An 18,729-nucleotide genomic window follows, 5' to 3' on the forward strand; every position below is an offset into this window, starting at 1 on the left:
CGTTAGTGATATACACTCTAGGTTGGATAGTTAATTTGGCGAGATTATACGATGATCAAACAAAGGACACTTAAACGTATCGTTCAGGCGACGGGTGTCGGTTTACATACCGGCAAGAAAGTCACGCTGACGTTACGCCCTGCGCCGGCCAATACCGGGGTCATCTATCGTCGCACCGACTTGAATCCACCGGTAGATTTTCCGGCCGATGCCAAATCTGTGCGTGATACTATGCTCTGTACTTGTCTGGTGAACGAGCATGACGTGCGGATTTCTACCGTAGAGCACCTGAACGCCGCCCTGGCGGGTCTGGGTATCGACAACATTATTGTTGAAGTCGACGCGCCAGAAATTCCGATTATGGATGGCAGTGCTGCACCGTTCGTCTATCTGTTGCTGGATGCCGGCATCGAAGAACTGAACTGCGCGAAGAAATTTGTTCGCATCAAAGAGACCGTTCGCGTCGAAGATGGCGACAAGTGGGCTGAATTCAAACCGTACAATGGTTTCTCGTTGGACTTTACCATCGACTTTAACCATCCGGCGATTGATTCCAGCACCCAGCGCTATGCGATGAACTTCTCTGCTGATGCGTTTATGCGCCAGATCAGCCGAGCCCGTACGTTTGGCTTCATGCGTGATATCGAATATCTGCAGTCCCGCGGCCTGTGCCTGGGCGGCAGCTTCGATTGTGCCATCGTTGTTGACGATTATCGCGTACTGAACGAAGACGGCCTGCGTTTCGAAGATGAATTCGTTCGTCACAAAATGCTGGACGCTATCGGCGACCTGTTCATGTGTGGACACAACATCATTGGTGCATTTACCGCGTTCAAATCCGGTCATGCGCTGAACAACAAATTGTTGCAGGCCGTCCTGGCAAAACAGGAAGCCTGGGAATATGTGACCTTCGAAGACGAAGCAGAACTGCCGTTGGCTTTCAAAGCGCCAAGCATGGTTCTGGCGTAACGGTTCACGCCGTTTCGTAAAAAATCGACTGGTTAACCTGGTACTCTCTCCGGCCAGGAAGACCAGTCGTTTTTGTTTTTACCCTTCTTTGTTTGCCCCTGCGTTATTTCTAGTCTGTCTTGCGCAGAAAGTGTGTGCGTTAGCTGCATTCTTGACCGTTTTTCCCCGCGGCGGCGCCTCATTCCTGCTGATGTGTATTGGCTTTAGTGGTAATATCTGGGCGCTTAAAAAAATAACTGAAGATAGCCTGTAACAGGCTGGCTTATGTGGTGGAGCAAGTGAGCGGAATACTGACGCGCTGGCGACAATTTGGCAGACGTTACTTCTGGCCGCATCTCTTATTAGGGATGGTCGCGGCGAGTTTCGGCTTGCCTGCGCTCAGCAACGGTGCCGAAGCGGCGACGCCGACGAAGACCTCTACCAGCAAACACGATCTCAATACGCGGGTTAACTTTACAAATCTCGCCTGGCTTGAAGCCAGTCGCCGCCCGAATTTCTCCGTTGATTACTGGCACCAGCACGCTATCCGCACGGTTATCCGCCATCTCTCCTTCGCGATGGCGCCGCAGGCAATGCCTGTTGCGGAAGAGGCGCTGCCGGTGCAGGCGCAGCATCTTGCCCTGCTGGACACGCTCAACGCGCTGCTCACGCAGGACAGCCAGCCGCCGGTCATGGTTCGCCAGACGGCGCAACGCGCGCTCGTTCCTCCTGTTTCATTCTCTGTTTCAACCTGGATTAGCCAGGTTCACGGCATTCGCGCCGGGCCTCAACGCCTCAGCTAAATTAACTTTTTCAATACCTTAATTTATCTGCCCATGATGGGGCGTTTGAGAATTTATTATGCTAATCAAATTATTAACTAAAGTTTTTGGTAGTCGTAACGATCGTACCCTGCGCCGTATTCGCAAAGCTGTTGCCATCATCAACGGTATGGAACCGGCGATGGAGAAGCTCTCTGATGATGAGCTGAAAGCGAAAACGGCGGAATTCCGTGCGCGTCTGGAAAAAGGTGAAACCTTAGAAAGCCTGATCCCGGAAGCATTTGCGGTCGTGCGTGAAGCAAGTAAGCGCGTGTTCGGCATGCGTCACTTCGACGTTCAGCTGCTGGGTGGGATGGTGCTTAACGAACGCTGCATCGCGGAAATGCGTACCGGTGAAGGTAAAACCCTGACCGCAACGCTGCCGGCTTACCTGAATGCGTTGACCGGTAAAGGCGTTCACGTCGTTACCGTCAACGACTATCTGGCGCAGCGTGACGCCGAAAACAACCGTCCACTGTTCGAATTCCTCGGCATGACCGTCGGCATCAACATGTCTGGCCTGCCTGCACCAGCCAAGCGTGAAGCGTATAACGCGGACATTACCTACGGTACCAACAACGAATACGGCTTCGACTACCTGCGTGACAACATGGCGTTCAGCCCTGAAGAGCGCGTCCAGCGTAAGCTGCACTACGCGCTGGTGGATGAGGTGGACTCCATCCTGATCGATGAAGCGCGTACTCCGCTTATCATCTCCGGCCCGGCTGAAGACAGCTCCGAGATGTACCGTAAGGTCGACAAAATCATTCCACACCTGCTGCGCCAGGAGAAAGAAGACTCGGATACCTTCCAGGGTGAAGGTCACTTCTCCGTGGATGAAAAAGCGCGCCAGGTGAACCTGACCGAGCGTGGTCTGGTGAAAATCGAAGAGCTGCTGGTGGCTGAAGGCATTATGGAAGAGGGCGAGTCTCTGTACTCTCCGAGCAACATCATGCTGATGCACCATGTGACCGCCGCGCTGCGTGCCCACGCGCTGTTCACCCGCGACGTCGACTACATCGTAAAAGACGGCGAAGTGATCATTGTCGATGAGCACACCGGTCGTACCATGCAGGGACGTCGCTGGTCTGACGGTCTGCACCAGGCTGTAGAAGCCAAAGAAGGCGTGGATATTCAAAACGAAAACCAGACGCTGGCGTCTATCACCTTCCAGAACTACTTCCGTCTGTACGAGAAGCTGGCGGGCATGACCGGTACAGCCGATACCGAAGCGTTTGAATTCAGCTCTATCTACAAGCTGGATACCGTGGTCGTTCCAACCAACCGTCCGATGATCCGTAAGGATATGCCAGACCTGGTGTACATGACCGAAGCGGAAAAAATTCAGGCGATCATCGAAGACATTCGCGAGCGTACTGCTAAAGGCCAGCCGGTTCTGGTGGGGACCATCTCCATTGAAAAATCCGAAGTGGTTTCTCACGAGCTGACGAAAGCGGGCATCAAGCACAACGTACTGAACGCCAAATTCCACGCCAAAGAAGCGGATATTGTTGCGCAGGCAGGTTATCCGGCAGCGGTAACCATCGCCACCAACATGGCGGGTCGTGGTACCGATATTATGCTGGGCGGAAGCTGGCAGGCCGAGGTGGCTGAGCTGGAAAACCCAACGCCTGAACAGATTGCTCAGATTAAGGCCGACTGGCAGGTGCGTCACGACGCGGTGCTGGCATCCGGCGGTCTGCATATCATTGGTACCGAGCGTCACGAATCGCGTCGTATCGATAACCAGCTGCGTGGCCGTGCGGGCCGTCAGGGTGATGCCGGTTCTTCCCGCTTCTACCTGTCGATGGAAGATGCGCTGATGCGTATTTTCGCCTCCGACCGCGTGTCCGGCATGATGCGTAAGCTGGGCATGAAGCCGGGCGAAGCCATTGAGCACCCGTGGGTCACCAAAGCGATCGCGAACGCACAGCGTAAAGTGGAAAGCCGCAACTTCGATATTCGTAAGCAGCTGCTGGAATACGATGACGTGGCTAACGATCAGCGTCGTGCGATCTACACCCAGCGTAACGAACTGCTGGACGTGTCCGACGTGAGCGAAACCATCAACAGCATCCGCGAAGATGTGTTTAAAGCCACGATTGATGCGCACATTCCGCCGCAGTCTCTGGAAGAGATGTGGGACATCGAAGGCCTGCAGGAACGTCTGAAAAACGACTTTGACCTCGATCTGCCTATCAAAGAGTGGCTGGATAAAGAGCCTGAGCTGCACGAAGAGACCCTGCGCGAGCGTATCTACGAAACCGCGCTGGACGTCTACAAGCGCAAGGAAGAAGTGGTTGGCGCTGAAATGATGCGTCACTTCGAAAAAGGCGTGATGCTGCAGACGCTGGATTCCCTGTGGAAAGAGCACCTGGCGGCGATGGACTACCTGCGTCAGGGTATCCACCTGCGTGGCTATGCGCAGAAAGATCCGAAGCAGGAATACAAGCGTGAGTCCTTCTCCATGTTTGCCTCTATGCTTGAGTCGCTGAAGTATGAAGTCATCAGCACCCTGAGCAAGGTTCAGGTGCGCATGCCGGAAGAAGTGGAAGCGATGGAGCAGCAGCGTCGTGAAGAAGCCGAGCGTCTGGCACAAATGCAACAGCTGAGCCATCAGACCGACGACAGCGAAGCCGCAGCGGCGATCGCCGCGCAAACCGGCGATCGTAAAGTGGGTCGTAACGATCCATGCCCGTGCGGTTCTGGTAAAAAGTACAAGGCGTGCCACGGCCGTCTGAGCTAAGTTCATAAAAAAACAAAAAGGCGCAGATTTCTGCGCCTTTTTTATGGAAGTGACAATATGAAAATACTGCAAATTGCCGTCGGGATTATTCGCAACCCGCAAAATCAAATCTTCATCACCCAGCGCGCTGCCGACGCCCATATGGCGAACAAGTGGGAGTTTCCAGGCGGTAAAATCGAGTCAGGTGAAACGCCGGAAGAGGCGCTGGTTCGCGAGCTTCAGGAGGAGGTGGGGATCACCCCTCTTGGCGCAACGCTGTTTGATAAGCTTGAATACCAGTTTCCGGACAGACACATCACGCTGTGGTTCTGGCTGGTGGAAAACTGGGAAGGTGAACCCTGGGGGAAAGAGGGGCAGCCGGGTAACTGGGTGGAGCTTCAGGCAAGTGATGCCGAAAAATTCCCGCCAGCTAATGTACCTGTGATCCTGCGGTTAGTCGAACAACCGAAGGCCTGCTAAGCGACGCGCCAGCAGGCTTTACAGATTACTGCTGGCTTTCACTCCAGTCATCGCTGTCCGAAAGATCGCCTTTACTCGGAATGCGTTTTTCTTCCGCCGCCCATTCGCCCAGGTCAATAAGCTGGCAGCGTTTGCAGCAGAATGGGCGGAATGGACTCACTTCGCCCCAGACAACGGTTTTGCCACAGGTCGGGCAGTTTACGGTGGTGACATCAGACATCGGCACTCCTTAACAACAGGCCAGTTCAAAATCGAGGCGTTCCGGCACGGTGCCATTTTCGCTGTCCAGCGGCATAAAGCGAATCGCAAAGCGGCTCTTATGCCCGGAAATTTGCGGATAAAGCTGTTCGCCAAGCGATAAATTCAGGCGCAGAAGATCGGCATCATCACCGTTGTCCTGGTAGAAACCGTTCAGGCTGGTTTGCTTGCGGAACGGCGCTGAGTTACGGATCAGATCGAGGATCAGCGACAGCGTCTGGTGCATCGGCTCCAGGCTTGCCAGCCAGCTGTTCACCTGCGCGTCACGCTGCGCTTGTGGCATATGGAGCCACATATGCAGCGTCGGCAGGTCGAAGCTGCAGCAACCGCCAGGGATGCTCAGGCGCTGGCGCACCAGGCCAATCAGGCGGTCCTCACGCAAAAACTGCCCGACGCGCGGTGCGGCCATCAGGATGCTGCTGCTGGTTTTAAGCTGCTGACGAAGGGAATCGATACGGCTTACATCCACCCCCGGAACCTCAGCCCATGCCTGCAATTTACGCTGCTGGCGCTCCAGCTCTTTAAGCAATTCTGTGCGGACATCGCCGCGTTCAATCACATCCAGCAGATCGCCTACATTGCGGAAGAAGTGCAACGCCGTAGCGTGATCGTTAACCGGCAGATGTTGTGAAAGCTGCTGAATGAGGAATTCGATGCGCAGCCAGGTACGCATTTTTTCGTTGAGCGGATGCTCAAAAAGGATGTGAGTCGACATTATGGTTTTTCCTGTGCAACGGCCTGCCCGGCTAACGTCAGATACTGCGCGTGCAGACGGGCAACATCCGATGCAATAGCATCTGGTGCGCCGTTATTATCAATAACATCATCCGCCACGGCAAGGCGCTGAGCGCGCTTGGCCTGAGCGGCGAGAATATGTTCAGCATGCTCGCGCGAGACATGGTCTCGCATCATGGTTCTCTGGATTTGCGTCTCGGGTGCGACATCAATCACCAGTACCCGATCGGCTTTCTGATGCAGCTGATTTTCCACCAGCAGCGGAACCACCCACAAGACATAGGGCGAGCGGGCTTCGGCTATCTGACGCTGTGTTTCCTGGTGGATAATGGGATGGAGCAGGGCATTAAGCCAGGCTTTTTCCGCTGAATCGGAAAAAATGCATTCGCGAAGCTGACGGCGATTTAGCGTGCCATCGGCATTGATGATTGCCTGGCCAAAATGTTCTGCGATGGCCTTAAGCGCGGGTGTATTGGGCTCTACCACCTGGCGGGCAATAATATCGGCATCGATAATCGTGATACCCAAACGAGAAAACGCGTCTGCAACGGTACTTTTGCCACTACCGATGCCACCGGTTAATGCAACGATATACCCCATTAAATCAAATCCTGGGAATTATTCATTATTAAAATCAGTTGATTAAAACTCTCAGGTGCGCCAGCAACTGTTTAGCCCTGTTTACCGGCTTTTTACCAGGTAAATTTATAGGATTGTAGCGTAAAAAAAGAGAATTTCGCAGTCTTGCGGAGCAGGTATTAGTGCGTATGATAGCGTCACTGGAGTTGTGCTTTTAACATATTTGCCTCTAACCCCAGGAATCCGCACATGCGTATCGAAGAAGATCTGAAGTTAGGTTTCAAAGACGTTCTTATCCGCCCTAAACGCTCTACACTGAAAAGTCGCTCAGACGTTGAACTCGAACGTCAATTCACCTTTAAGCATTCCGGTCAGACCTGGTCTGGCGTGCCGATCATCGCTGCCAACATGGATACTGTGGGAACCTTTGAGATGGCAACCGCGCTGGCACAGTTCGACATCCTCACCGCCGTGCACAAACATTACAGCCCTGAAGAGTGGGATGCGTTTGTGGCGTCCGCCTCTGCTGATGTGGTGAAGCACGTGATGGTCTCCACCGGTACCTCCGATGCGGATTTCGAGAAGACCAAACAGATTCTGAAGGCTAACCCGGCGCTGAACTTCGTTTGTATTGATGTGGCGAACGGTTACTCCGAGCACTTCGTACAGTTCGTCAGCAAGGCGCGTGAGGCCTGGCCGACGAAAACCATCATCGCCGGCAACGTGGTGACCGGTGAAATGTGTGAAGAGCTGATCCTCTCCGGTGCCGATATCGTGAAAGTGGGCATCGGTCCGGGCTCCGTATGCACCACGCGCGTCAAAACCGGCGTCGGTTATCCGCAGCTCTCTGCCGTCATTGAATGTGCCGATGCGGCGCACGGGCTGGGCGGCCAGATCATCAGCGACGGTGGTTGCACCATGCCGGGTGATGTCGCAAAGGCCTTCGGTGGCGGCGCGGACTTCGTGATGCTCGGCGGTATGCTGGCAGGCCATGAAGAGAGCGGCGGTACCGTAGTAGAAGAGAACGGCGAGAAATTTATGCTGTTCTACGGTATGAGCTCTGAGTCTGCGATGACCCGTCACGTCGGCGGCGTGGCAAAATACCGTGCGGCAGAAGGTAAAACCGTCAAGCTGCCTCTGCGCGGCCCGGTTGAAAACACCGCACGCGATATCCTCGGCGGCCTGCGCTCTGCCTGCACCTACGTTGGCGCCTCCCGCCTGAAAGAGCTGACAAAGCGTACGACGTTTATTCGCGTTCAGGAACAAGAAAACCGCGTATTCAACAGCCTGTAATGGCTATCGCTGGCGCATGCCCGTGCGCCAGCCCTGTTGTACTATCCCGCGCTCATTGCATCTCCCAGGTGGAATATCGGCAGGTACATTGCCACCACCAGCGTACCGATAATGACCCCCGTCACTATCAGAAGCACTGGCTCCAGAAGCGCCGCCAGATTCTCTGCACGTTGAAAGGTCTGTTCCGTATGATGGCGGGCAAGGTTTGCCAGCATGATATCCAGCGCACCTGACATTTCACCGGTTCGTAAAAGCTGAACACAGAGCGGGGTAAAGATTGCCGCTCTTTGAAAGGATGACCAGACGGGGAGGCCTTTTTCAATGTCCTCCCGCACGCCGCGCAGTATTCCCTGCCAGTACTGACTTTCAACGGTCTCCTCGGCACTCTCCAGGCCCTGTAAAAAGGGGATACCCGCCTGTTGCGTGAGTGACAGCACGGTAAAGACGTGTCCCAGCTTTTGACCTTTTGCCAGTGCGCCCATCACGGGCGTATGCAGCAGGATACACTGCCAGCGAGGATTCTGCCGCAGAGCCCAGGCGACGGCTAAAGGGGCCAATAGCAGGGTGAACAACGCAAGGGCATATGACTGCATAAAGGCGGCCATCCCCATAACCATCTGTGTCAGCACGGGAAGCGGGGTATTAAACGTTTTGTAGATCGCGGCAAACTCGGGCAGGACCAGAGTAACCATCGCCAGCACGACGAGCACAGCCAGCGTCAGGACGATCGCCGGGTAGCGCAGCGCCTTTTTCACTTTCGCACTGAGCTGCTGCTGCGCTTTTTGTTGCTGCGCGAGCTGACGACAGCACACCTCCAGCTTCCCCGTCAGCTCTCCGGTTTTCACCATCGAGACATGCAGCGGGCTAAAAACGGCTGGCCACTTTTTTAGCGACTCAGAAAACGGGCATCCTTCACTGAGCTCATCGGCAATGCTTTGCAGCAGCGCCTGCCACGGTTTTGACGGATGTTGCTCTGCCAGCATTTGCAGGCTGTGGGACAGCGTCAGCCCAGCCTGCAGAAGCGTGGCGAGCTGATGAAACATCTCGTCGCAGTGATGTGGCCGCCAGCGGTTTCGCTGGGCGCATCGGGTCAGCGTCAGAGGATGAAGGTCGTTACGCATCAGCCGGGTGAAGGCCGCATTGCGGTCTGTGGCCCAGAGTGTCCCGCTTCGGGGTTCTCCATCTTTGGTGAGCGCACGCCAGCGCCAGAGCTGATTAGCCGCCATTGGGCATTCCCAGGACGCGCAACAACTCTTCAATCGTGGTTAGCCCTTGTTCGACGGCCCTGCAGCCGTGTTCAAAAAGAGAAACCATCCCCGCCTGCCGGGCGCTCGCCTCTATGACGTCAGTTCCCGCCCCGCTGGCAATGGCCTGCCGGAGGGCATTGTCGATGGCAAGTACTTCAAAAATGGCCACGCGGCCATAAAAGCCGTGATAACAGCGATCGCAGCCGGTGGGCTGCCAGCGTGGAAGCGGCCTGGGCCATACTGAGCGAGGTAGTTGAGCCTGATCGCGGGTTTCCCGGCGACAATGTGGGCACAAACGCCGGACCAGTCGCTGGGCAATCACCATCGTCAGCGCGGAAGAAATCATCCAGCGCGCGACGCCCATCTGCTCCAGGCGAATGAGCGTTTCCGTCGTCGAGTTGGTGTGCAGGGTCGACAGCACCAGATGCCCGGTCTGGGCAGCATTAATGGCAATCCCGGCCGTTTCTCCGTCACGGATTTCGCCGACCATAATGATGTCGGGATCCTGACGTAGCAGTGCGCGCAGCACGTTCTGGAAGGTTAAACCCGCCCGGGGATTAATCTGCGTCTGGTTTAATCCGGCAAGGGGGATCTCAATAGGATCTTCCACGCTGCAGATGTTGACGTCAGGGGTGTTACGCGACTGCAAAGCGCTGTACAGCGTCACGGTTTTGCCGCTGCCGGTAGGGCCGGTGACCAGAATCAGCCCCTGCGGCTGGTGGAGAACCGCATTAAAACAGGCCAACTGTTCAGCATCCATGCCAAGCGCTTTCGGCTCAAGGGCCTGCGGAACCTGATGCAGGAGGCGCAGCACAATTTTTTCGCCGCCGCTGCAGGGAAGCGTCGCGATCCGAAACGAGACCGGCTCATTGGCCAGTTCAATCGTAAACTGGCCGTCCTGAGGCAGTCGGCGTTCCGCAATATCCAGGTTACCCAGCACTTTTAAACGTGCGCTTAACAGGTTAGCCAGTTCAGCGGCAAGCGGAGGCTGCGGACAAAGTACGCCGTCGATACGTAAACGAATCTGGCACGCGTGCTCCATCGGTTCGATATGAATATCAGAGGCGCGCTGGTTGATTGCCTGCTGCAGCGTGTGGTTAAGGACATCTACCGTGGAGTGTGTTTGCGAAACGCCGGGCAGATGCGATTGAGACGTTAGCTGCCGGTGTTTTTCCATGCGCTCCGCACTCCAGCACTCAATGTCAATCCGTTTCTGGGTCGCGAAACGCAGCGCCTCCATGAGTTCGGGCGCGGGCTTTCCCACGACGGCAATGTTGATCCTCTCACTGTCGCTGGATAGCAGCAGTGCGTGATGGCGAAGACAAAGCGCCACGAGTTGATCGGTATTCATTCTCCGCTCCTCAGTTATTGTTGAAGCGGAAAACGTCTTCGCAGGCCTGCTTCAGAGCGCTATCAGCACTGATGTTGCAGACGCGCGTCCAGCCCGTCATCCCGTTGCCGTTGTTCCACTGCGGCGTCATGACCACTTCCAGCCCGTTAAGACTTTCCTGTCCTGCTAAGGTCACGATCCCTTTCGCTACGCTCATTCCGGAAACGTAGCGTGTCGTGGTGGGGGAAGGGATGCCGTTGCTGTTGGCATCGCAGCTCTCCACACCACCGTGATCCAGCGCGCAAAGTTCAATGGCGGTGCGGTAGGGAACGAAGGTTTGCAGCATATCGGTCAGCGCCGCTTTGCGCAGGTAGTTCTGATAGGCAGGTATGCCGATGGCGCTCAGAATCGCAATAATGCCGATGACCACCATCAGCTCAATAAGAGTGAATCCGTGTTGTCTGTTCATATCTGCTCCTTACGTTAAGTGGCGCTACTCTGTCAGCGCAAAAGGGCAGAAACGAGGGGCAAAAAAGGGAACGGGAAAGCGCGTTCAGAGAATTAATGCGGTGTTGCAGGAAAGAACAGCGGATTTGCGAGCGGGGCTGAAATTCCCCTCTCCAGGCGGAGAGGGGAGGAATCACTATTTAAAACGCATCGAGAGGTCGAGGGCGCGAACGTGCTTGGTCAGCGCGCCGACGGAGATGTAATCCACGCCGGTTTCGGCGAATTCACGGATCGTTTCGAAGGTGACGTTTCCGGAGACTTCGAGTTGGGCCCGGCCATTGGTCAGTTTTACCGCCTCACGCATCTGCTCGGTTTCGAAGTTATCGAGCATGATGATATCGGCCCCGGCCTTAATCGCCTGCTCCAGCTCGTCCAGGTTTTCCACTTCTACTTCAACCGGCACATCCGGATGCAGCCAGAAGGCCTTCTCCACCGCCTGACGTACGGAACCCGATGCAATAATGTGGTTCTCTTTAATCAGAAAAGCGTCGGACAGGCCCAGACGATGGTTTGCGCCGCCGCCGCAGAGCACCGCGTACTTCAGCGCCGTGCGCAGGCCCGGCAGCGTTTTGCGGGTATCCAGCAGCTGGGTTCGGGTGCCGGCCAGCAGGTCAACGTAACGACGCACTTCGCTGGCGACGCCAGAGAGCGTTTGTACAAAATTGAGCGCGGTACGTTCGCCGGTCAGCAAGACGCGGGAAGGGCCGTCCAGCTCGAACAGCGGCTGATTTGGCGTGACGCTATCGCCGTCCTCTACGTGCCATGTTACCTGCACATCATCGCCCGCCAGCTGGGTAAAGACCTCTTCAACCCAGCGCTTACCGCAAAAAACCCCTTCTTCGCGGGTGATAATGACCGCGTGGGAGCGCGTCTCTTTCGGCAACAATTGTGCGGTAATATCTTTATCGGCATTGACGTCACCGCCCAGATCTTCTTTCAAAGCATGGGCAACGCTTGCCGGAATATCCATATTAATACGTTCCAGAAGCGCTTCACGTCGGTGGTCGGGGTTGTAGCGGCGAGGCGGCATGATAAAACTCCAAATTGGTAACGAATCAAAATATTGAAACATGCTACTCTGAACCGAGTAACAGCACCATACATAAGGAGTTCCAGCATGTTGTTAGAAAACGGATGGCTGGTGGATGCGCGGCATGTGCCTTCGCCGCACCACGACTGCCGCCCGGAGGATGAAAAGCCCACACTGCTGGTGGTTCATAATATTAGTCTCCCGCCGGGGGAATTTGGCGGCCCGTGGATCGATGCGTTATTCACGGGAACGATAGATCCCGATGCCCATCCTTTCTTTGCTGAGATTGCGCATCTACGCGTGTCGGCTCATTGCCTGATTCGTCGCGATGGTGAAGTGGTTCAGTATGTTCCCTTTGATAAGCGCGCCTGGCATGCCGGGGTGTCGATGTATCACGGGCGCGAACGGTGCAACGATTTTTCTATCGGGATCGAACTGGAAGGCACGGATACCACGCCCTACACCGATTCACAGTATCAACAGCTAGCGGCTCTGACCCGCACGCTTATCGGACTTTACCCGGCCATCGCCGACAATATTACCGGGCACAGCGATATCGCTCCGGCGAGAAAAACCGATCCCGGCCCGGCATTTGACTGGCCGCGGTTCCGCACCATGCTCACCGCGTCGTCAGAATAAGGAGATACCATGACGTTGTTTACCATGCTGCTGGTTATCATCGCTGAACGCCTGTTCAAGCTCGGTGAGCACTGGCATCTGGATCACCGGCTGGAGGTGTTATTCCGCCGTATCAAGCACTTTTCCATGCTGCGCACGCTGCTGATGATGGCGGGTGTGATGGTGATTACGTTCCTGCTGCTGCGCTCGCTGTATGGACTCTTTTTCAACGTGCCGCTGCTGGTGGTGTGGATCCTGCTCGGCGTGCTGTGCATTGGTGCGGGCAAGGTGCGTTTGCACTATCACGCGTACCTGAAAGCCGCCTCCCGTGACGATGCCCATGCGCGCAATGCCATGGCGAGCGAGCTGACGATGATCCACGGCGTGCCGCCGGACTGCGACGAGCGCGAGTTCCTGCGCGAACTGCAGAACGCGCTGCTGTGGATTAACTTCCGTTACTACCTGGCGCCGCTGTTCTGGTTTGTGGTGGGCGGTCCATGGGGACCGGTCTTGCTGATGGGGTATGCGTTCCTGCGCGCCTGGCAGACCTGGCTTGCCCGTTATCTGACGCCGCACGAGCGTTTGCTGTCCGGCATTGATGCCATCCTGCACGTGGTTGACTGGCTTCCGGTGCGTCTGGTGGGCGTGGTGTACGCGTTAATTGGCCACGGTGAAAAAGTGCTGCCCGCGTGGTTCGCCTCGCTTGCCGACCGCCATACGTCGCAGTATCAGGTGTTAACGCGTCTGGCGCAGTTCTCGCTGGCGCGCGAGCCGCATACCGACAAGATTGAAACGCCGAAAGCCGCTGTCTCCATGGCGAAGAAAACGTCGTTCGTGGTGGTTGTGGTCGTGGCGTTGCTGACTATCTACGGCACGCTGGTGTAAGCCAGCGCGCCGCAAAGACTAAAGCGTATCCGCGGGCGGGATGCCGAAATAAGGCATCCCGTTTTCGTCCCAGCGGACAAGCTTCAGCCGGGTGTGGCGGTTCGGATCGTACAGCGGGTCGCCCTCAATTTCGGTGTAATTACGCGCGTGATACACCAGCACATCTTCCACTTCCGGGGTTTGCGTAAAGCTGTTGTGTCCCGGGCCGTACTGGCGATTTTCGTAGCTGGTGGCGAATACGGGGCGCGGGGATTTGTGCCAGTTCAATGGGTTTTGCGGATCGGCATTCAGGTCTATCCACAGCAGCCCCATGCAGTAGTTCTCGTCGGTGGCGCTGGCGGAATAGCTGATAAACAGTTTGTTGCCATGGAACAGCACCGCCGGGCCTTCGTTGACCCAAAACCCGCGACACTCCCAGTCATACTCCGGCTTGCTGAGCATCACCGGCTCGCCTTTCAGCGTCCACGGGTTCGCCATTTCACACAGATAAAGGTTGGAGTTCCCGGTGATATCCGGTGCCTTTTGCGCCCACAGATACCAGCGTTTTCCCTGATGCACAAAGGTGGTGGCGTCCAGGGCGAAGGTGTCGAACGGGGTTTTGATCTGGCCTTTTTCTACCCACCTGCCGGTGAGCGGATCGTCGTCGGTACATTCAATGGCAAACATGCGGTGCTGGAACATCCCGAGCGCGTCGAGCGCCTGGGTGTGCGTCGCGGCAAAATAGATGTACCACTTTCCGTCAATGTGGTGCAGTTCCGGTGCCCAAATCAGCTGGCTCATTGGTCCGGCGTCGGGTTTACGCCAGACCACCACCTCTGCGGCATGACGTAAGCCTTCCAGCGAGTCCGCGCGGCGGATCGCCAGCCTGTCGTACTGCGGCACGGAGGCGATAAAGTAATATTGCCCATCGTGGCGCAGGATATACGGGTCGGCGCGTTGTTCAATAAACGGGTTTGGCCAGGTTTGCATTCGGCTTTCCTTATTTAGTCTCAGCGGCTTTCAGTTCCTGATAATCGTTCAGCTCGTGGTAGTTGTTGCGGCGTTTTTCCAGATCGAGCTGGATCTGCTTCATGGTTTCACGATCCACCTTCAGCAGGCGCACCACGCCCGCGGTAATCAAATAACCCACCCCCGGGATAACGGTAAACAGCAGCACAATCCCGTTGATGGCGTCTGCGCTTTGCGCTTTCGCCCCCGCGTCGTAGCCGTACCAGGAGAGCAGAAAACCGACCATCGCCCCGGCAATCGCCAGCCCCAGCTTGAGGAAGAAGATGTTGCCCGAGAAGCTGATGCCGGTGATGCGCTTCCCGGTTTTCCACTCGCCGTAGTCGTCCACGTCGGCCATCAGCGACCAGTGCAGCGGAGACGGGATCTGGTGCAGGATGTTCAGCAGGACGTAGAGCACCACGATGGTGACGGTCGCTTTCGGGTCGAAGAAATAAAAGGCGCAGGAGAAAATCGCCAGCACGATGTTGGTCCAGAAGAAGACCTTCAGCTTGCACCAGCGGTCGGTCAGCACTTTTGCCAGCACGCTGCCGAGCATCATGCCGACAACGCCCAGGCTGATAAACAGCGTGGCGAAGTGGGTGCTCTGGCCCATGACCCAGGTGACGTAATACATGGTGGCCGCCATGCGGATAAAGCCGGGGCAGACGTTGCAGAGCGTCAGGAGCAGAATGCGCACCCACTGGTCGTTCTTCCACACGTCTTTCAGATCGTTTTTCAGCTCATCGTTGGTCTGCACCGCCGGGCGCACGCGCTCGCGCACGGTGGCGAAGCAGAACAGGAACATACAGGTGCCAATCAGCGCCAGCACGGTCATGGCCATCTGGTAGCCTTTGGCTTTGTTGTCCCCGCCAAACCAGTCTGCCATGGGCAGCAGCGTTAATGAGAGCAGCAGCGTGGCGATGCCGACCAGCACGAAGCGATACGACTGGCAGGCGACGCGCTCTTTAGGATCGTTAGTGATCACTCCGCCCAGCGAGCAGTAGGGGATGTTGATGGCGGTGTAGGTGAGCGACAGCAGGAAATAGGTGACAAAGGCATAGATAACTTTGCTGTTATAGCTCCACTCTGGCGTGGTGAACATCAGGATGCTGAACAGCGCGTACGGGAAAGCGATCCACAGCAGCCATGGACGAAAGCGGCCATATTTGCTGCGGGTGCGGTCGGCAATCGCGCCCATGATCGGGTCCGTTACGGCGTCAATCACGCGGACGGACAGCAGCAGCACGCCGACCAGCGCAGGGGCCAGACCAAAAATATCCGTATAAAAATAGTTAACAAACAGCATGATGGCGCCGAAGATAATGTTGCATCCGGCGTCGCCCATCCCATAGCCGATCTTTTCTTTTACTGACAGTGTGTTGTTATCCATCGACAGCTCTCCGGTTTACGGTATGGAGAGAATTATTCGCTGGCGAAGGGATATATGCGTTGCAGTATCAGGGCGGTGATATGGATAAATGCGCTGTGGGCGTGAAAGTGTGAAGGAGGTAACAACGCGCGGCACCCGCAAAAGCAGGCACCGCGGTGGGAGGCTTAGTGCGCCTTCATGGCATTACGGCTTTTCTGACTGAAGAGATAGCCAACGCCGAGTACTGCAATCCAGACCGGGATCAGGTAGACGGAAATCGCCATACCTGGGGTGATCAGCATGATCACCAGCACGGCCGCCATGAACAGCAGGCAGATCCAGTTACCCAGAGGATAGAGCAGGGCAGGGAAGCGCGTGGTGACGCCCTGCTGCTGCTTCGCGCGGCGGAACTTCATGTGCGCCAGGCTGATCATCGCCCAGTTGATGACCAGCGCAGAGACCACCAGCGCCATCAGCAGGCCAAACGCCGATTCCGGTGCCATGTAGTTAATGAGCACGCACAGGGCGGTCACGATGGCGGAAACAATGATGGTATTCACCGGCACGCCACGTTTATCAACGTTAAGCAGCATCTTCGGCGCGTTACCCTGCTGGGCCAGGCCGAACAGCATGCGGCTGTTGCAGTATACGCAGCTGTTGTAAACGGAGAGCGCTGCGGTCAGCACCACGATGTTCAGCGCGTTGGCGACAAAGGTATCGCCCAGCTCGTGGAAGATCAGCACAAACGGGCTGGTGTCAGCAGTCACGCGCGTCCACGGCAGCAGCGAGAGCAGCACCGCCAGTGAGCCCACATAGAAGATCAGGATGCGGTAGATAACCTGATTTGTGGCTTTCGGGATGCTCTGCTCCGGGTTGTCGGCTTCAGCAGCGGTGATGCCCACCAGCTCCAGGCCGCCGAAGGAGAACATAATGATCGCCATCATCATCACCAGGCCGGTCATGCCGTGAGGCAGGAAGCCACCCTGTTCCCAGAGGTTGCGCACCGTGGCCTGCGGGCCGCCGTTGCCGCTGAACAGCAGCCAGCCGCCGAAGATAATCATCGCCACCACGGCAATGACCTTGATGATGGCAAACCAGAACTCCATCTCCCCGAACACTTTAACGTTGGTCAGGTTAATGGCGTTGATAATGACGAAGAAGGCTGCAGCAGAAGCCCAGGTTGGGATTTCGGGATACCAGAACTGAATGTATTTCCCGACGGCGGTCAGTTCGGCCATGGCAACCAGAACGTACAGCACCCAGTAGTTCCAGCCCGAGGCGAAACCGGCAAAGCTGCCCCAGTATTTATAGGCAAAGTGGCTGAAGGAGCCCGCGACCGGCTCTTCCACGACCATTTCGCCCAGCTGGCGCATGATCAGAAAAGCAATGAAACCCGCAATCGCGTAACCCAAAATAATGCCCGGACCGGCAGACTGGATAACGGATGCGCTGCCCAGAAACAGGCCGGTACCAATCGCACCGCCCAGTGCGATGAGCTGAATATGGCGGTTTTTAAGCCCGCGCTTTAGCTGATCGCCGTGCTGTTGAGCTTCCATTTGAAACCTCGTGTGTGGTTGTTATGTTCACGCTGAGCGTGTGTAATTATGAAAATCCATATTCTGTATTTATTTCTTTACGGTTAACGAGACCGAAAAAAGCGGAGATGACTTCCGTAAGCGCCAGAATAGTGGTAAGTGCCTGCGAATGCACCTGCTTTATGAAGGGGTGATGACGACTTGAATAAAAAGAAAGCATTTGTAAATCGGCCCGCTCGTTGTTCCTCACCCAACCTATAGAATAGAAATGCGCCTTAAGTGGGCGAATTTTCATTATTTGCCTTGTTGAATCGCTTCAGATTGCAAAAACCCTCGTTTCATTATGGTTAAAACTCCCTCTTTGGGGGTAATCAACTCATTTTTGCAAAGTTACATTTCTGAAACGTTATTTCTGTAAGGTTGTTAAAATGTGCAGGGTTTACTGATTTCAATCAAAACCAATATGGACAGAAGGTGAATACTTTGTTACTTTAGCGATACGAAATAGAAATTGGTAAGACCAATTGACTCCGGGCAAAAAGGCGTAAGACAGGGAATATGGCCTACAGCAAAATTCGCCAACCAAAACTATCTGATGTGATTGAGCAGCAGCTGGAGTTTTTAATCCTCGAAGGGACTCTGCGCCCGGGTGAGAAACTTCCGCCAGAACGCGAACTGGCAAAACAGTTCGACGTTTCACGTCCCTCTCTGCGTGAGGCGATTCAACGTCTCGAAGCAAAGGGCTTGCTGCTTCGTCGCCAGGGCGGCGGAACCTTTGTGCAAAACAGCCTGTGGCAGAGCTTCAGCGATCCGCTGGTAGAACTTCTCTCTGACCACCCAGAATCCCAGTTTGACCTGCTTGAGACCCGTCACGCGCTGGAAGGTATTGCGGCCTATTACGCCGCCCTTCGCAGCACTGATGAAGATCGCGTGCGTATCCGCGAGCTGCATCAGGCCATTGAACGGGCACAGCAGTCCGGCGATTTAGACGCCGAGTCCAGCGCCGTCGTCCAGTATCAAATTGCCGTCACCGAAGCGGCCCACAACGTGGTGCTCCTCCATCTGCTACGCTGCATGGAGCCGATGCTGGCCCAGAACGTTCGTCAAAATTTTGAATTGTTGTATGCCCGTCGGGACATGCTCCCACTGGTAAGCAACCATCGCACCCGAGTATTCGAGGCGATAATGGCCGGGGAACCGGAGCAGGCGCGCGAAGCGTCGCACCGCCATCTGGCTTTCATTGAGGAAATCTTGCTGGACCGCAGCCGTGAACAATCGCGTCGCGAACGTTCATTACGCCGCATACAGCAACGAAAGGATTAAGCGCCAGGTACTTTTAGAGCGCGGCAACTAAACGCAGAACCTGTCTTATTGTGTTCTTG

19 protein-coding genes are annotated in these 18,729 nt (G+C 55.7%); 8 read left to right on the forward strand and 11 right to left on the reverse strand.

Annotated elements, in window-relative coordinates; translation table 11 throughout:
• Positions 1-51: 51 nt before the first annotated feature.
• The 4 genes from lpxC (at position 52) to mutT (ending at position 4,974) form a co-directional block, all read left to right on the forward strand.
• On the forward strand, positions 52-969 hold the full coding sequence (gene lpxC / locus ACOTXF_RS03730) for a UDP-3-O-acyl-N-acetylglucosamine deacetylase (RefSeq protein ID WP_008501977.1): 918 nt from the start codon (positions 52-54) through the stop codon (positions 967-969).
• Between the two features lie 278 nt (positions 970-1,247).
• Positions 1,248-1,751 carry a secA translation cis-regulator SecM gene (secM, locus tag ACOTXF_RS03735; RefSeq protein WP_072207144.1) on the forward strand — a complete coding sequence of 168 codons (504 nt, stop codon included), beginning with the start codon at positions 1,248-1,250 and terminating at the stop codon, positions 1,749-1,751.
• 58 nt (positions 1,752-1,809) lie between these two features.
• Positions 1,810-4,515 (forward strand): preprotein translocase subunit SecA, encoded by a 2,706-nt coding sequence (gene secA, locus ACOTXF_RS03740; protein WP_234115166.1) that lies wholly within the window; start codon positions 1,810-1,812, stop codon positions 4,513-4,515.
• 57 nt (positions 4,516-4,572) lie between these two features.
• Complete coding sequence (mutT, locus tag ACOTXF_RS03745; protein ID WP_023326698.1) at positions 4,573-4,974, forward strand: 8-oxo-dGTP diphosphatase MutT; 402 nt, start codon at positions 4,573-4,575, stop codon at positions 4,972-4,974.
• A gap of 25 nt (positions 4,975-4,999) precedes the next feature.
• Here the strand turns inward: mutT and yacG are convergent, their stop codons facing one another.
• The 3 genes from yacG to coaE are packed head-to-tail and all read right to left on the reverse strand — an operon-like array spanning position 5,000 to position 6,567.
• Entirely contained in the window at positions 5,000-5,194 is a 195-nt protein-coding gene (yacG, locus tag ACOTXF_RS03750) for a DNA gyrase inhibitor YacG (protein ID WP_021240519.1), read from the reverse strand.
• Positions 5,195-5,203: 9 nt separating this feature from the next.
• Positions 5,204-5,947, reverse strand: a complete 744-nt coding sequence (gene zapD / locus ACOTXF_RS03755) for a cell division protein ZapD (RefSeq protein ID WP_008501972.1) — start codon at positions 5,945-5,947, stop codon at positions 5,204-5,206.
• Positions 5,947-6,567: a dephospho-CoA kinase gene (coaE, locus tag ACOTXF_RS03760; protein WP_232926634.1), complete on the reverse strand. Its 621-nt coding sequence runs from the start codon at positions 6,565-6,567 to the stop codon at positions 5,947-5,949. The genes zapD and coaE overlap by 1 nt, the downstream gene beginning before the upstream one ends.
• Before the next feature lie 228 nt (positions 6,568-6,795).
• On the opposite strand from coaE, the gene ACOTXF_RS03765 reads away from it, so the two are divergent.
• The gene (locus tag ACOTXF_RS03765; protein WP_023293282.1) at positions 6,796-7,839 is read left to right on the forward strand and encodes a GMP reductase; all 1,044 of its coding nucleotides are present in this window, start codon (positions 6,796-6,798) and stop codon (positions 7,837-7,839) included.
• 41 nt (positions 7,840-7,880) lie between these two features.
• On the opposite strand, the gene hofC is transcribed toward ACOTXF_RS03765, so the two are convergent.
• From hofC to nadC, 4 genes are all read right to left on the reverse strand, one after another.
• Positions 7,881-9,065 (reverse strand): protein transport protein HofC, encoded by a 1,185-nt coding sequence (gene hofC / locus ACOTXF_RS03770; protein ID WP_047745482.1) that lies wholly within the window; start codon positions 9,063-9,065, stop codon positions 7,881-7,883.
• The gene (gspE, locus tag ACOTXF_RS03775) at positions 9,055-10,437 is read right to left on the reverse strand and encodes a type II secretion system protein GspE (protein ID WP_048961809.1); all 1,383 of its coding nucleotides are present in this window, start codon (positions 10,435-10,437) and stop codon (positions 9,055-9,057) included. The genes hofC and gspE overlap by 11 nt, the downstream gene beginning before the upstream one ends.
• Positions 10,438-10,447: 10 nt before the next feature.
• Positions 10,448-10,885: a prepilin peptidase-dependent pilin gene (ppdD, locus tag ACOTXF_RS03780; RefSeq protein WP_047745486.1), complete on the reverse strand. Its 438-nt coding sequence runs from the start codon at positions 10,883-10,885 to the stop codon at positions 10,448-10,450.
• Between the two features lie 174 nt (positions 10,886-11,059).
• Entirely contained in the window at positions 11,060-11,953 is an 894-nt protein-coding gene (nadC, locus tag ACOTXF_RS03785) for a carboxylating nicotinate-nucleotide diphosphorylase (protein ID WP_021240514.1), read from the reverse strand.
• Between the two features lie 87 nt (positions 11,954-12,040).
• Here nadC and ampD point away from each other — a divergent pair, with 87 nt between their 5' ends.
• On the forward strand, positions 12,041-12,592 hold the full coding sequence (ampD, locus tag ACOTXF_RS03790; protein ID WP_048961812.1) for a 1,6-anhydro-N-acetylmuramyl-L-alanine amidase AmpD: 552 nt from the start codon (positions 12,041-12,043) through the stop codon (positions 12,590-12,592).
• A 9-nt stretch (positions 12,593-12,601) separates the two neighbouring features.
• Entirely contained in the window at positions 12,602-13,456 is an 855-nt protein-coding gene (gene ampE / locus ACOTXF_RS03795; RefSeq protein ID WP_234115345.1) for a beta-lactamase regulator AmpE, read from the forward strand.
• 18 nt (positions 13,457-13,474) lie between these two features.
• Here the strand turns inward: ampE and ACOTXF_RS03800 are convergent, their stop codons facing one another.
• From ACOTXF_RS03800 to ACOTXF_RS03815, 4 genes are all read right to left on the reverse strand, one after another.
• The gene (locus ACOTXF_RS03800; RefSeq protein WP_047745492.1) at positions 13,475-14,425 is read right to left on the reverse strand and encodes a family 43 glycosylhydrolase; all 951 of its coding nucleotides are present in this window, start codon (positions 14,423-14,425) and stop codon (positions 13,475-13,477) included.
• A gap of 10 nt (positions 14,426-14,435) precedes the next feature.
• Positions 14,436-15,833, reverse strand: coding sequence for a glycoside-pentoside-hexuronide (GPH):cation symporter (locus tag ACOTXF_RS03805; RefSeq protein WP_045353232.1), 1,398 nt, complete (start codon positions 15,831-15,833; stop codon positions 14,436-14,438).
• A 164-nt stretch (positions 15,834-15,997) separates the two neighbouring features.
• Positions 15,998-17,368 (reverse strand): aromatic amino acid transporter AroP, encoded by a 1,371-nt coding sequence (gene aroP / locus ACOTXF_RS03810; RefSeq protein WP_008501961.1) that lies wholly within the window; start codon positions 17,366-17,368, stop codon positions 15,998-16,000.
• 46 nt (positions 17,369-17,414) lie between these two features.
• Complete coding sequence (locus tag ACOTXF_RS03815) at positions 17,415-17,642, reverse strand: hypothetical protein (RefSeq protein ID WP_021240510.1); 228 nt, start codon at positions 17,640-17,642, stop codon at positions 17,415-17,417.
• Positions 17,643-17,905: 263 nt separating this feature from the next.
• Between ACOTXF_RS03815 and pdhR the strand changes: the two genes are divergently transcribed.
• Positions 17,906-18,670 carry a pyruvate dehydrogenase complex transcriptional repressor PdhR gene (pdhR, locus tag ACOTXF_RS03820; RefSeq protein WP_008501960.1) on the forward strand — a complete coding sequence of 255 codons (765 nt, stop codon included), beginning with the start codon at positions 17,906-17,908 and terminating at the stop codon, positions 18,668-18,670.
• The last annotated feature ends 59 nt before the right edge of the window (positions 18,671-18,729 follow it).

The organism is Enterobacter cloacae complex sp. IR53041, from assembly GCF_049238285.1.
In the GTDB taxonomy this organism is placed as follows: domain Bacteria; phylum Pseudomonadota; class Gammaproteobacteria; order Enterobacterales; family Enterobacteriaceae; genus Enterobacter; species Enterobacter roggenkampii.